Source organism: Caballeronia catudaia, assembly GCF_001544755.2.
In the GTDB taxonomy this organism is placed as follows: Bacteria; Pseudomonadota; Gammaproteobacteria; order Burkholderiales; family Burkholderiaceae; genus Caballeronia; species Caballeronia catudaia.
Genome location: NZ_FCOF02000006.1, coordinates 198,621 through 212,641, shown reverse-complemented (window position 1 = coordinate 212,641; position 14,021 = coordinate 198,621). Strand labels below are relative to the sequence as shown.

Annotated in this window: 13 protein-coding genes; 2 read left to right on the top strand and 11 right to left on the bottom strand. The window is 64.4% G+C overall.

Annotated features, from left to right (window positions below; all coding sequences use genetic code 11):
- Nucleotides 1-2 precede the first annotated feature (2 nt).
- Nucleotides 3-1,151, bottom strand: coding sequence for a galactonate dehydratase (dgoD, locus tag AWB75_RS09220; RefSeq protein WP_061123764.1), 1,149 nt, complete (start codon nucleotides 1,149-1,151; stop codon nucleotides 3-5).
- Between the two features lie 139 nt (nucleotides 1,152-1,290).
- Between dgoD and AWB75_RS09215 the strand changes: the two genes are divergently transcribed.
- The gene (locus tag AWB75_RS09215) at nucleotides 1,291-1,968 is read left to right on the top strand and encodes a FadR/GntR family transcriptional regulator (protein ID WP_087086544.1); all 678 of its coding nucleotides are present in this window, start codon (nucleotides 1,291-1,293) and stop codon (nucleotides 1,966-1,968) included.
- Nucleotides 1,969-1,977: 9 nt separating this feature from the next.
- Here the strand turns inward: AWB75_RS09215 and AWB75_RS09210 are convergent, their stop codons facing one another.
- Nucleotides 1,978-2,838 carry an MBL fold metallo-hydrolase gene (locus AWB75_RS09210; protein WP_061123837.1) on the bottom strand — a complete coding sequence of 287 codons (861 nt, stop codon included), beginning with the start codon at nucleotides 2,836-2,838 and terminating at the stop codon, nucleotides 1,978-1,980.
- 142 nt (nucleotides 2,839-2,980) lie between these two features.
- On the opposite strand from AWB75_RS09210, the gene AWB75_RS09205 reads away from it, so the two are divergent.
- On the top strand, nucleotides 2,981-3,994 hold the full coding sequence (locus AWB75_RS09205) for a DedA family protein/thiosulfate sulfurtransferase GlpE (protein WP_061123762.1): 1,014 nt from the start codon (nucleotides 2,981-2,983) through the stop codon (nucleotides 3,992-3,994).
- A gap of 1 nt (nucleotide 3,995) precedes the next feature.
- Here AWB75_RS09205 and AWB75_RS09200 read toward each other — a convergent pair whose 3' ends face one another.
- From AWB75_RS09200 to AWB75_RS09160, 9 genes are all read right to left on the bottom strand, one after another.
- Complete coding sequence (locus AWB75_RS09200; protein WP_061123761.1) at nucleotides 3,996-4,925, bottom strand: DMT family transporter; 930 nt, start codon at nucleotides 4,923-4,925, stop codon at nucleotides 3,996-3,998.
- A 138-nt stretch (nucleotides 4,926-5,063) separates the two neighbouring features.
- Nucleotides 5,064-5,450, bottom strand: a complete 387-nt coding sequence (gloA, locus tag AWB75_RS09195; RefSeq protein ID WP_061123760.1) for a lactoylglutathione lyase — start codon at nucleotides 5,448-5,450, stop codon at nucleotides 5,064-5,066.
- Between the two features lie 79 nt (nucleotides 5,451-5,529).
- Nucleotides 5,530-6,459 (bottom strand): M48 family metallopeptidase, encoded by a 930-nt coding sequence (locus tag AWB75_RS09190; RefSeq protein WP_061123836.1) that lies wholly within the window; start codon nucleotides 6,457-6,459, stop codon nucleotides 5,530-5,532.
- An 85-nt stretch (nucleotides 6,460-6,544) separates the two neighbouring features.
- Entirely contained in the window at nucleotides 6,545-7,318 is a 774-nt protein-coding gene (locus tag AWB75_RS09185) for a lysophospholipid acyltransferase family protein (protein WP_061123759.1), read from the bottom strand.
- 14 nt (nucleotides 7,319-7,332) lie between these two features.
- Nucleotides 7,333-7,890 (bottom strand): D-glycero-beta-D-manno-heptose 1,7-bisphosphate 7-phosphatase, encoded by a 558-nt coding sequence (gene gmhB, locus AWB75_RS09180; RefSeq protein WP_061123758.1) that lies wholly within the window; start codon nucleotides 7,888-7,890, stop codon nucleotides 7,333-7,335.
- A 12-nt stretch (nucleotides 7,891-7,902) separates the two neighbouring features.
- On the bottom strand, nucleotides 7,903-10,002 hold the full coding sequence (gene glyS / locus AWB75_RS09175; RefSeq protein ID WP_061123757.1) for a glycine--tRNA ligase subunit beta: 2,100 nt from the start codon (nucleotides 10,000-10,002) through the stop codon (nucleotides 7,903-7,905).
- Nucleotides 10,003-10,019: 17 nt separating this feature from the next.
- Entirely contained in the window at nucleotides 10,020-11,039 is a 1,020-nt protein-coding gene (gene glyQ / locus AWB75_RS09170; RefSeq protein WP_087086543.1) for a glycine--tRNA ligase subunit alpha, read from the bottom strand.
- A 185-nt stretch (nucleotides 11,040-11,224) separates the two neighbouring features.
- On the bottom strand, nucleotides 11,225-12,892 hold the full coding sequence (lnt, locus tag AWB75_RS09165) for an apolipoprotein N-acyltransferase (protein WP_096031690.1): 1,668 nt from the start codon (nucleotides 12,890-12,892) through the stop codon (nucleotides 11,225-11,227).
- Between the two features lie 96 nt (nucleotides 12,893-12,988).
- Complete coding sequence (locus AWB75_RS09160) at nucleotides 12,989-13,894, bottom strand: HlyC/CorC family transporter (protein ID WP_061123756.1); 906 nt, start codon at nucleotides 13,892-13,894, stop codon at nucleotides 12,989-12,991.
- Between the last annotated feature and the right edge of the window lie 127 nt (nucleotides 13,895-14,021).

Below are 14,021 nucleotides of genomic sequence, written 5' to 3'. Positions count from 1 at the left end.
AATCACCATTCGGCCACGCTGCCGTCCGCGTGACGCCACACCGGATTGCGCCAGCGGTGGCCCACCTTCGCCATCTCGCGCACCTTTTCCTCGTTCACCTCGATGCCCAGGCCCGGCCCCTGCGGAATCGACACCATGCCGTCTTCATACTTGAAGACCTCGGGATTCCTGATGTAATCGAGCAGGTCATTGCCCTTGTTGTAGTGAATCCCGAGGCTCTGTTCCTGGATGAACGCGTTGTAGCTCACCGCATCGATCTGCAGGCAGGTCGCGAGCGCGATCGGACCGAGCGGGCAATGCAGCGCGAGCGCGACATCGTAGGCTTCGGCCATCGTCGCGATCTTGCGGCATTCGGTGAGACCGCCGGCGTGCGACGCGTCCGGCTGAATGATATCGACGTAACCGCCCGCCAGAATGTGCTTGAAGTCCCAGCGCGAGTAGAGCCGCTCGCCGAGCGCGATCGGCGTGCTCGTCTGATTGACGATATCGCGCAGCGCCTCGACGTTCTCCGACAGCACCGGCTCTTCGATGAACATCAGCTTGAACGGATCGAGCTCCTTCGCGAGCACTTTGGCCATCGGCTTGTGCACGCGCCCATGAAAGTCGACGCCGATGCCCACGTTCGGCCCGACCGCCTCGCGCACCGCGCGCACGTTGTCGATCACGCCCTGAACCTTGTCGAACGTATCGATGATCTGAAGCTCTTCCGAGCCGTTCATCTTCACGGCCTTGAAGCCGCGCTCGACCACGGCGCGTGCATTGTTCGCGACATCGCTCGGCCGGTCGCCGCCGATCCACGAATACACCTTGATCTTGTCGCGCACCTGGCCGCCGAGGAGCGCGTGGACCGGCACGCCGTGATGCTTGCCGAGAATGTCCCACAACGCCTGATCGACGCCCGCGATCGCGCTCATGCCGATAGGACCGCCGCGATAGAAACCGGCGCGATACATCACCTGCCACAGGTCTTCAATATGGCGCGGGTCCTTGCCGATCAGATAGTCGGCGAGCTCGTCGACGGCGGCGGCCACCGCATGCGCGCGGCCTTCGACGACCGGCTCGCCCCAGCCGGTGATGCCTTCGTCGGTTTCGATCTTGAGGAAGCACCAGCGCGGCGGAACGACGAAGGTCTCGAGTTTCGTGATTTTCATTGAGCGTCTCCTTGAAGGGTTTTACATGGTAGCAAAAACCGTCTCTTGGGCATATTAATAGTATTATTCGATGCATTCTGGACTTTCGAAACATCAGGCGAATACCGGATAATCGTGCGAAACCTAGAAGGAGAGCATCATTCACCGGGATCTGCATGGCCATGTGGCGCATGAACTGGGCACGGCGATTCTGCGAGGCGACTTCCAGCCTGGCCTGCCGTTGCCGCGCGAAGCGGAACTGATGGAGCGCTTCGGCGTGAGCCGCACGGTGCTGCGCGAGGCGTTGCGCACGCTGACATCGAAAGGGCTGATCGAGTCGCGTCCGAAGGTCGGCACGCGCGTGCGCGCAAAAGATGCGTGGAATCTGCTCGACGCCGACATGCTCGACTGGTACTCGCGCGTCGCCCCGCCGCTGCAATTCGCGCTGAAGCTTCAGGAAATGCGCGAAATGATCGAGCCGTACGCGGCCGCGCTCGCCGCCGGCAATCACGAGGCGCGCACGCGCGAGCGGCTCACGCGCGCGCATCAGTCGATGGCGGACGCGCAGAACGTCGACGAATGGGTGCGCGCCGACCTCGACTTCCATCTGTGCGTGCTCGCCGCGTGCAGCAATGAATTGCTCATCCCGCTCGGCGCGCTGATCGAGCGCACGCTCGAAGGCCAGTTGCGCCTGAACGCGAAGCGCGCCGATGTGTACAACGCGTCGCTTGCGGAACACACCGCCGTGTTCGAGGCGATCATCGCACGCGATGCCAGCGCGGCGCGCCGCGCGATGGCCAGTTTGCTCGGCGTGACGCGCGGAAGGATCGAAGCCTGAAGCCGAAGGTCAGAGCGCGTTCAGCGGAATCTTCAGATACGTCGTGCCGTTGCCGGACGCTTCGGGAAAGTGGCCCGCGCGGATGTTCACCTGAATCGCGGGCAGGATGAGCGTCGGCATGCCGAGGGTGGCGTCGCGCGCTTCACGCATCGCGACGAACTGGTCTTCCGTCTTGCCGCCGCCGACGTGAATGTTGTTCTCGCGCTGCTCGCGCACGGTGCTTTGCCATTGCGGGTCACGCGTGGCGGGCGGATAGTCGTGGCAGACGAACAGCCGCGTATCGGGATCGAGCGCGAGCAGACGCTGAATCGAGCGATACAGCCTGCGCGCGCTGCCGCCCGGAAAATCGCAGCGCGCGGTGCCGACATCCGGCATGAATAACGTATCGCCGACGAACACCGCATCGCCGATCCGGTACGCCATGTCGGCCGGCGTGTGGCCCGGCACGAAGAGCGCGCACGCGTCGATATCGCCGATCATGAAGCGCTCGCCGTCGGAAAAGAGATGATCGAATTGCGAGCCGTCGAGCTGAAACTCGGGTTCGAGATCGAAGATCTTCTTGAACACGCCCTGCACCGTGCGTATCGATTCGCCGATGCCGATCTTCCCGCCGAGCATGCGCTTCATATACGGCGCCGCCGAAAGATGATCGGCGTGCGCGTGCGTCTCCAGAATCCAGTCGACGGCGAGCCGTTGCTCCCGCACGAACGCGATGACGGCGTCGGCGGAGCGCGTCGACGTGCGTGCGGCCTTCGGATCGTAGTCGAGAACCGGATCGACGATGGCCGCGGGCGCGCCGGCCTTCTCGTAGACGACATAGGTCATCGTGCCGGTGTTGAGATCGAAGAAGGGCTGAATGATGGGTTGCACGATGATTCCCCGGCTTGCGCTCGATTCTGCTCTCGTCGTCCAGACCATTTGGGCAAGTTCGGCAGATTGTCGATACAGTGTAACCCTTTGTGCCGGGGCCGCTGCGCGCCGGCGCCTACCCTCACGAAACCAGAGGTTCCGAATGCCGCACGTCCCGACTTCGCTAGCGTCGTCGTGGGGCGCGTGGGCCGTCTTCGTCAGCGTCCTCGCGACGCAACTCGGCGTGCCGGTCCCCGCCGCGCCGATGCTGATTCTCGCCGGCACGCTCGTCGCCGCCGGCAACGCGCCGTTCTGGCAAATGCTCGCCGCGGCGGTGCTCGCCGTGCTGATCGCGGATTCGCTCTGGTTCGCCGCGGGACGTCTCTACGGCCGGCGCTTTCTCAATTCGCTCGTGCGCTTCTCGCTGTCGATCGATTCGACGCTGCGCACCGCGCGCCGCTGGTTCGAACGGTTCGGCGTGCCGCTGCTCGCGCTGTCGAAGTTCGTGCCGGGGCTCGGGCTCGTGTCGGCGCCGTTGCTCGGCACGACGCAGATCGAAGTGCGCGTATTCATCCTGTGGGATCTGATCGGCGCGACGGCGTGGGCGAGCTTCTGGATGCTGGGCGGCGCGGCGTTGCAGGAGCAGATCGGGCGGCTCGTCGCGCTGGTGCGCGCGAATGGCACGACGGTGATCGATATCCTCGTGATCATCGCGCTCGGCTTCATGCTGTACCGGTGGGTCCGCCGCGTGCAGTTCCGCCAATGGCTGGAGCAATATCACATCACGCCCGACCAGCTCGACGCGATGATGCGTTCCGCGACGCCGCCCGTCGTCTACGACGCGCGCCCGGCCGAGATTCGCCGACGCGAGCCGTATCGCATCGCGGGCGCGATTTCGCTCGATCTCGATTCACCGGATCGCGCCGATCAGTTGTATGCGGAGCACGAGGTCGTCGTGTACTGCGTGTGTCCGAACGAAGCGACGGCGAAGATCATCGCACGGCAGTTGCGCGCGAAGGGCTTCCATCATGTGCGGCCGCTGAAGGGCGGGCTGGATGCGTGGGAGAAGCACGGCTATCCGGTCGAGCCGATTCCGCCCGAGCATCAGCGCGTCGCCGTCGATCACGACGACATCGATCACGACATGATCACGATTCGCGCGACGGCGCCGGAATGAGCTACGTGCGCCGCGCCGGCCGGTTCACGAGCGCGATGCCCGCGAGCACCATCGCCGCGGCGACCATGAAGCGCGCGGTGAAATGCTCGCCGAGCAGCAGCACGCCGAAGGTGACGCCGAAGATCGGCGTGAGAAACGAGAACACCGAAAGCCGCGACGCCATGTAGCGCGTGAGCAGCCAGAACCACGTCAGATAGCTGATGAACGCGACGACGATCGCCTGATACGCGAGACTCGCGAGCGCGAGCGGCGACACGGCTTCGACGTGCGTCTGCCCGATGCCCGCAGCCAGCAAGAGCAGCAACACCGCCGATACCGCCAGCTGATAGAACAAGGTCTTGCTCGCGCTCGCATGCGCAAGCGACGACGCGCGCACGACGACCGTCGTCGCGGCCCAGAAGATGCCGGCGAGAATGCCGAGCGCATCGCCCGCGATGCCGCGCAGCGTCGATTCACTGTTCGGATTGCCGTGCAGGAAGCCATCGGCGAACGCGAGCGCGATGCCGCAGAACGCGAGCACGATGCCGCTCCACTGCGCGCGCGAGAGCCGCTCGCCCGCGACGAACCAGTGCAGGCCGAGCGCGGTGAAGCACGGCGCGGTATAGAGGAACACGGCCATGCGCGTCGCGGTGGTGAGACTCAGGCCGAAGAAAATGCAGACGAACTCGCCGCCGAACAGCAGGCCCGCGAGCAGACCGGCGGGCAGGGTGTCGTCGCGCTGAAAGAGCGGCACGCCGCGCGTGCGCGTCCAGATCCAGACGAGAAACGTGGCGATCAGCGAACGGATGCCCGCCTGCAGCATCGGCGGAATGGATGCGTTCGCTTCCTTGATCGCGACTTGCTGGAATCCCCACGCGCCGCACAGCGCGATCATCACGATGATGGCGGTGGCGTCGGGGGCGCGGCGCAGGGCGAGGGTGGGCGTGCTCATCGGCGGGCTCGGTCAGGCGTGCACTGATTTGGAGCGTCGATTGTGCCAGCGAACGGGCTTCGATGAGCGAAAGGTCGGGATGAGCCCGTGGAGATTGCGCGCCGCGACGAACGCGCGGCGCGCGACGTGAAGCGTACTTTACGAATGCTTTTCGATCAGCTCGACCTTATAGCCGTCTGGATCTTCGACGAACGCGATCACGGTCGTGCCGCCCTTCACGGGACCGGCTTCGCGCGTGACCTTGCCGCCCGCCTGACGGATGCGCTCGCACGCATCGGCGGCGTCGTCGACTTCGAGCGCGATATGCCCGTATGCCGTGCCGAGGTCGTACTTCTCGGTGCCCCAGTTATAGGTCAGCTCGAGCACGCTGTTCTCGCTTTCCGGGCCGTAGCCGACGAACGCGAGCGTGTACTTGTACTCGGGGTTTTCGCTTTGACGCAGCACCTTCATGCCGAGAACGCGCGTGTAGAAATCGATGGAACGCTGCAGGTCGCCGACGCGCAGCATCGTGTGGAGGAGTCGCATGGTGGAGTTCCTGTTTAGGGAATTGCGGGGGACAGGAAGGAAATTGTACCGTCGGCGCTTTTCATGCGCTGACGATCGATCAAAGCGCCGGCAGCAGATCCGGCGGATGATGCTTGAGGGTATGGCGCGCTTCGCGAAACTCGGGGAAGATGGATTCGACCGTCTGCCAGAAACGCGGGCTGTGATTCATCTCACGCAGATGCGCGAGCTCGTGCGCGACCACGTAATCGATGATCGACATCGGAAAATGGATGAGCCGCCAGTTCAGGCGGATCTTGCCGTCGCTGGAACAACTGCCCCAGCGCGTCGCCGCCGACGACAGCGCGTACGCGCGATACTCCACGCCAAGCTTCGCCGCGTACACCGCGAGCCGCTCGCCGAAGATGCGCTTCGCTTCCGATTGCAGCCAGCCTTGCACGCGATCCTTGATCTGCTGCGCGTCCGCCAGCGCGGGCAGCGCGAGCGAGAGCAGGTTGCTTTGGTCATCGAAAGAAAGCGCGCTTGCAGACGAGCCGAGCGACACGCTGATCGTCTTGCCGAGATACGGAAACTGCGCGCCGTCTTTCCAGACGATCCGCGGCAGCGCGCGCTGCTCGACGCGCGTCTGCCATTCGGTGAGCTTCTTGACGATCCAGTTCTGCTTGTCGAGGATCGCGCTTTCGATGTCCGCGATCGTCACCCAGCGCGGCGCGGTGATCGCGAGCCCGGTGCCGTCGATGCAAAAGCCGATCGTGCGCCGCGACGAGCGCCTGAGCCGGTATTCGAGCGCGCCCGCCTTGAGCGCGATGCGGCGCAGGCGCACGCCATCAGGCAGCGGCGCGGCGGGTGCGAGCGGTGTCGGCGGTGTGAGCACGGGAACGGGATCGGCGGCCGGCACGTCACCGCGCAGCGGAGCCGGGCCGCCCGCGGGCGGCGCGCCGGAGTAGGCCGGCGCATGCTCGAACGGCAGATCGAGCTGCAGGGTATCGAGCGCGACGGCGGGGCGCTGTCGCGAAGGGGCTTTCTGCATCGGCTCGGCTTTGCGCTCACGGCGCAGAAATGACGAGAAGAATGAGTAAGGCACGCCGCGGCTCGATATGAAAGCGTGAGCCGCTTCAGCGGCCCGCGCCCGCGGCGCCGGCTTCACCCGGCTGTGCGTTCGGCGCGAGATAAGCGTGCGGATCGATGCGGCGCATTTCCGTCTCGATCCAGCTTTCGACGCGCGTGTTCACTTCCTCGGGTGTGAGGCCGGCCGTATCGATCGGCTTGCCAATCGATACCGTGACTATACCCGGATACTTGGTGAAGGAATTGCGTGGCCACACGTGCCCTGCGTTGTGCGCGATCGGCACGACGGGCGCACCGGTCGCCACCGCGAAGCGCGCGCCGCCCGTCTTGTACTTGCCCTGGCTGCCCACACGCGTGCGCGTGCCTTCGGGAAACATGATGACCCATGCGCCTTCGTCCATGCGCGCGCGTCCCTGACGCGTCACCGACACGAACGCGTCGCGGCCCTGCTTGCGGTCGATGTGCACCATCTTCAGGAGTCCGAGCGCCCAGCCGAAGAACGGCACATAGAGCAGTTCGCGCTTGAACACGTAGCAGAGCGGACGCGGCATCAGCGCGGGGAACGCGAGTGTTTCCCATGCGGACTGATGCTTCGAGAGCAGCACGGCCGGACCGTCCGGCAGGTTCTCCATGCCTTCGATCGTGTAGCGGATGCCGACCAGATAACGCAGCACGACGATCGTCGATTTGCACCAGCCCGCCGCCATCCAGTAGCGCTTGTCGGCGCGCATGAACGGAAACGCGATGAAGCACGCGATCGCGTACGGCGCCGTGTATACGACGAAGTACAGCATCAATAGCAAGGAACGGATGAAGCGCATGGATGAAGCCAGGGTCAGTCTTGGTGGCGCATGAGAAAGTGCAGCGCGAATGCGCGCAGATCTTTGTGAACGACGGTGCCTTCGGGCAACTGACCTTCTTCGCGCGTCTTTTCGCCTTTGCCGGTGAGCACGAGATGCACGGGAAAACCGAGCGCCGCGCCCGCCTGCAGATCGCGCAGCGAATCGCCGACGACGGGCGTGTCCTCCGGATCGATCTCGAAGCGGTCGATGATCTGCTGCAACATGCCGGGGCGCGGCTTTCTGCAATCGCACTGATCTTCAGCCGTGTGCGGGCAGAAGAACACCGCGTCGATACGCCCGCCGACGGCCGCGGCCGCGCGATTCATCTTCTGATGCATCGCGTTGAGCGCGGCCATGTCGAAGAGACCGCGCCCGATGCCCGACTGATTCGACGCGATCGCCACGCGATAGCCCGCCTGATTCAGACGCGCGATTGCTTCAAGGCTGCCGGGAATGGCGACCCATTCGTCCGGCGACTTGATGAACGCATCGGAATCGACGTTGATGACGCCATCGCGATCGAGGATCACCAGTTTTCTGTTCATGACCATGGGCGGCGTTTCTTATGCAGCGAGCTTCGAAATGTCCGCGACGCAGTTCATCTGCTGATGCAATGCGCTCAGCAACGCGAGACGATTGTTGCGCAGTGCGGGGTCTTCGGCGTTGACCATGACGTCGTCGAAGAACGTATCGACGCTTTCACGCAACGCGGCGAGCGCCGTCAGCGCTTCCGTATAGTTGCGCGCGGCGAGCTGGCTTTGCACGCGCGGCGCAACCGCTTCGATCTGCGCGTGGAGATTTTTCTCCGCCGCTTCGACGAGCAGTTCCTTGTTCACCGCGGACGGCGCGCCCTGTTCCGACTTCTTCAGGATGTTCGAGATGCGCTTGTTGGCCGCCGCGAGCGCCGCCGCTTCCGGCAACGCAGCGAACTCGCGCACGGCGTCGAGGCGCGCGACGATGTCATCGAGCCGTGTCGGGTTCAGGCTCAGCACGGCTTCGATATCGTTCGCTTCGAAGCCGCGTTCGCGCAACAGGCCGCGCAGGCGGTCGATGAAGAACGCATACACCGCTTCCTGCGAATCCGCGACTTGCGGCACGTTGGCGAACTGGCGTTGCGCCGCGCCGACGAGATTGCGCAGATCGACCGGCAATTTCTTTTCGAGCAGGATACGCAAGACGCCCAGCGCATGGCGGCGCAACGCGAACGGATCTTTCTCGCCGGTCGGCGCGAGACCGATGCCCCAGATGCCGACGATCGTTTCCAGCTTGTCCGCGAGCGCGACCGCCGCGCCGACGCCCGTCGACGGCGTTTCATCGCCCGAGAAGCGCGGCTGATAGTGCTCGGAGCACGCGAGCGCGACTTCTTCCGGCTCGCCGTCGTGACGCGCGTAGTACGTGCCCATTGTGCCTTGCAGCTCGGGGAACTCGCCGACCATGTCGGTCAGCAAATCGGCCTTCGCGAGACGCGCGGCGCGGCGCGTCAGCGCGGCATCGACGCCGACCATCGGCGCGATCTCGCCCGCGAGCGCTTCCAGACGTTCGACACGTTGCAGCGCGGAGCCGAGCTTGTTGTGATAGACGACGTTCGCGAGCAGCGGCACGCGATCTTCGAGACGCTTCTTCTTGTCTTGCGTGAAGAAGAACTTGGCATCGGCGAGGCGCGGGCGCACGACGCGCTCGTTGCCTTCGACGATCTCGCCGGGCGTCTTCGTATCGATATTCGACACGATCAGGAAGCGCGAGCGCAGCTTTCCGTTCTGATCCGTGAGCGCGAAGTACTTCTGATTCGTCTGCATCGTGAGGATCAGACACTCCTGCGGCACTTGCAGGAATTCGTCGTCGAAGCGGCATTCGTAGACGACCGGCCATTCGACGAGCGCGTTCACTTCGTCGAGCAGCGCTTCGGGCATCACGACGCGGTCTTCACCCGCGAACGCCTGAAGCTGCGTGCGGATCGATTCGCGGCGATCGTCGAAATTGGCGACGACATGGCCTTTGTGACGCAGCGTGTCGGCGTAGTCGTCGGCGTGTGCAATCGCGACGAGGCCGTGCGACATGAATCGATGACCGATGGTCGTATCGCCCGAATCGACGCCGAGCGCGCTGACCGGCACGACGTCGCGCCCGTGCATCGCGACCAGGCGCTGCACCGGACGCACGAACTGCACGCTGGTGCCGTCCGGACGCTGATAGGTCATGACCTTCGGAATCGGCAGCTTGCCGAGGGTTTCGTCGAGCGCGGCTTGCAGGCCGTCGGCGAGCGTCGCGCCCGGCGCCGCGTAGCGCAGGAAGAACGCTTCGGCCTTGCCGTCCTGCGCGCGTTCGAGCTCGGACAACGGGAAGTCCGGGAAGCCGAGCGCCGCGAGCTTCTTCGCGAGCGGCGGTGTCGGGTTGCCTTCTTTATCGAGCGCGACCGTGACCGGCAGCACTTTCTCGCGCACCTGCTTTTCCGGCGCGACATCGCGCACGTTCTTGATAAGCACGGCGAGGCGTCGCGGCGTCGCGTACTTTTCGAAGTCGGGCGTGCCGTCGATCAGATCGCGGGCGGCGAGCCGCTCCACGATGCCATCGGCGAAAGCGGTGCCGAGACGCCCGAGCGCCTTCGGCGGCAGTTCTTCGGTGAGCAGCTCGACGAGGAGCGAAGCGTGGTTGGATTGCGTCATTGTTCTGTCGAGCCTCGTCAAACCTGTTCGTTGTTACCCGTGGGCGCGCTTTCGACCTTCAGCGGCGGCGCCCATGCGGGACGCTGCGCTTCCTGTTCGTCGGTGATGAGGTCGCGGTCGCCCCTGACCGGATTGCCGAGCATCGGGAAGCCGAGCGCCTCGCGCGAGTCGTAGTAAGCCTGAGCGACGAGACGCGACAGTGCGCGGATGCGGCCGATATACGCCGCGCGCTCCGTCACGGAAATGGCGCCGCGCGCATCTAGCAGATTGAACGTGTGGCCGGCCTTCAGCACGAGTTCGTAGGCGGGCAGTGCGAGCTTCGCGTCGATCATCTTCTTCGCTTCTTCTTCGTAACTCTTGAAGAACGTGAAGAGCAGATCGACGTTCGCGTGCTCGAAGTTATACGTGGATTGCTCGACTTCGTTCTGGTGATAGACATCGCCATACGTGAGCTGACGCAAGACGCGACCGGAGGGGCCGTCTTCTTCCCATTCGGTCCAGATGAGGTCGTATACGTTCTCGACCTTTTGCAGATACATCGCGAGACGTTCGAGACCGTAGGTGATTTCGCCGAGCACCGGCTTGCAATCAATGCCGCCGGCTTGCTGGAAGTACGTGAACTGCGTCACTTCCATGCCGTTCAGCCACACTTCCCAGCCGAGGCCCCACGCGCCGAGCGTCGGGTTTTCCCAGTCGTCTTCGACGAAGCGCACGTCGTTCTGCTTCAGATCGAAGCCCAGCGCTTCGAGCGAGCCGAGGTACAGGTCGAGGATGTTTTCCGGCGCCGGCTTGAGCACCACCTGATACTGATAGTAGTGCTGCAGGCGGTTCGGGTTCTCGCCGTAGCGGCCGTCCTTCGGGCGGCGCGACGGTTGAACGTAGGCCGCGCGCCACGGCTCGGGGCCGATCGCGCGCAGGAACGTGTGGACGTGCGAGGTGCCCGCGCCGACTTCCATGTCGATCGGCTGGAGCAGCGCGCAGCCCTTCTCGTTCCAGTAGGACTGCAGCGTCAGGATGATTTGCTGGAAAGTGAGCATGATTGCCTTTTGCGGGGCGCGGCCATCGTCGTGAGGACGCGACTCGGAGGCTCGGCCGAAGTGCTAAAACGTTGAATTTTAGCCGAATGGAGGGGCGGGTGCGGCTTTTTGGGAGAAGCGCGGCCTTGGGCGGGTGATGCGCGAGCCGCGTCGCGGGGCGCGACGCGGCTTCTTTTCAGTCGATGTCAGCGCGTGCCCGAACGTTTCCGGTTCGGCGCGAACGCAAACCCGAACGCGAGCAGAATCAGCGACACCGCGATCACCGTCATATTCCCGCTCGTCACATACGGCGTGGCACCCGACGTGCCCTGCACGCGCGCTTCCAACACGCCGGTCGTGAACGTCGGCAGCTTCGAGATGACATCGCCGTTGGCCGCGATCACCGCCGTCATCCCCGTATTGGTCGCGCGCAGCATCGGCCGGCCGGTTTCGATCGAACGCATGCGCGCGATCTGCAAATGCTGGTCGAGCGCGATCGTATTGCCGAACCACGCGAGATTCGTCGAGTTGACGAGAATGCCCGCGGGCGTCTCCTGCTCGCGGATCGTGCGCGCGATCTCCTCACCAAAAATGTCCTCGTAGCAGATGTTCACGGCAACCGGCTGGTTATGCACGATGAACGCCTTCTGCGCGATCGGGCCGCGCGCGAGGTCGCCGAGCGGAATGCCCATCATCCGCACGAACCAGTGAAAGCCAAGCGGCACGAATTCGCCGAACGGCACGAGATGATGCTTGTCGTAGCGATAGACGCCGTTCACATGCGGCGTGACGCCGAAGAGGCTGTTGGTGAAGTCGGTCGCGCGGCCGTCGGGGAGAATCGTGACGCCGATCGCGCCGAAGAGAATCGACGAGTTCGTCTCGTCCGCGAAATTGCGGATCGCCACGGCGAAATCCTGCGGAATCTGCACCGAGAGCACGGGCAGCGCCGTTTCCGGCGTGACGATCAGATCGGCGGGCTTTTCGGTGATGATCCGCTTGTAGAGCGCGAGCGATTCATCGACGCCTGCCTGCTCGAACTTCATTTCCTGCTTCACGTTGCCTTGCAGGAGGCGCACATCGAGCGGCGCGTTGGCGGGCGTCGTCCATTGCGCGAGCGACAGCAACATGCCCGCGACGATCAGGACAACTGCGACGATGCCCGGCGCGAACGCGAGCCGCCGCGTTTTGCGGAACTGCCAGAGCGCCTGCACCATCAGCGCCGCGACGAGCGCGAGCACCCAGCCGACGCCATACACGCCGACGATCGCGCCGAAGCCCTTGAGCGGTCCTTCGACCTGCGCGTAGCCGCTCGCGAGCCACGGAAAGCCGGTGAACACGAGCCCGCGCAACCATTCGCCGAGCGCCCAGGCGCTCGCGAACGCGAAAGCGCCATGCCATGTCGGTGCGTAGCGCGGCGAGGCTTCGATGTCGCGTGCGGTGGCGGCGTCTTCATCGCCGAATCTCGCGCGGCCCGCGACGCACGACCAGACCACGCTCGACAACGCCGGATAAAGAGCCAGATACAGCGAGAACAGCGCGACCGCGGCGGCGGCGAGCGGCGCAGCCATGCCGCCGTACACGTGCATGCTCACGTAGAGCCACCACACGCCGGTCACGAAGTTGCCGAAGCCGAAGGCCCAGCCGGTCGCGGCGGCGCTCTTCCAGCCGTCGGTGCGCGAGAGCCACGCGAAGAACAGCGCGAAGATGACGAGCTCGATCCAGCCGCCGTGCGGCGTCGGCGCAAAGGAGAGCGTGTTCGCGGCGCCAAGCACGGCGGCGGCGAGGTAATGCCAGAAGGGCAGCGCGCGCGGCGCCGTGGCGTTCACGGACACGTCGCGTTGACGGGAGGGAATGCGAAACGATGAATCGGCCATTGATGACGGTCGCCGGGGCAAACCCGGAGTAAAGCAGAGGTGGGCGAAGGCTTCATGACGGACACCGATGTATTCCGGCGTCCGTTCGCGTGCGCGTCAGTCGCGCAGTTCGTCTTCGTCGTCGCCCGCGTGATGATGTTGCTGCGCGAGATTCGGCACGCGCCGCACAAGGAGAACGTGAATCTGTCGGGCGTCGCCGCGCAGGATCTCGAACACGAAATCGTCGATGCGGACCTTCTCGCCGCGATGCGGCACGCGTCCGAAGCGATGCGTGACGAGCCCGCCGATGGTGTCCACTTCGTCGTCGGAGAAATCGGCGCCGAACTCCTCGTTGAACTGTTCGATGCCCGTGAGCGCGCGCACGCGATACTTGCCGTCGGGCGTCGCGATGATATTGCCGGCTTCCTCGTCGAAGTCGTATTCGTCCTCGATGTCGCCGACGATCTGCTCCAGCACGTCCTCGATGGTGATGAGGCCGGCGACGCCGCCGTATTCATCGACGACGATCGCGATGTGATTGCGGTTCACGCGGAAGTCGTGCAGCAGCACGTTCAGGCGCTTCGATTCGGGAATGAAGACGGCGGGGCGCAGCATGCCGCGCACGTCGAATTCCTCTTCGGCGTAGTAGCGCAGCAGGTCTTTGGCGAGCAGCACGCCGATGATGTTGTCGCGGTTGCCTTCGTAGACGGGATAGCGCGAGTGTGCTTTTTCGAGCACGAAGGGAATGAACTCGGCGGGCGTCTCGGCGATATTGATGGCGTCCATCTGCGCGCGCGGAATCATGATGTCGCGCGCGCTGAGATCGGACACCTGGAAGACGCCTTCGATCATCGAGAGCGAGTCGGCGTCGAGCAGGTTGCGCTCGTGCGCGTCCTGAAGTACTTCGAGGAGTTCGTCGCGCGATTCGGGCTCGTGCGAGATGAAATCGGTCAAACGTTCGAGAAGCGAGCGCTTTTCCTGCGGTTTGTCGGTATGGCGTCGACTGGGATAGGGTTCGTTCATAGCGGAGCGCCCGGAAGCGACCGGGCGCGGGTTTTCGGAAAGTTAAGCATACACCAAGGGAAACGGCGGGCTGCGTGGCGCGGCGCGCATCTCATGAGCCATGCTAGCCGATAAATATGCGACGGGT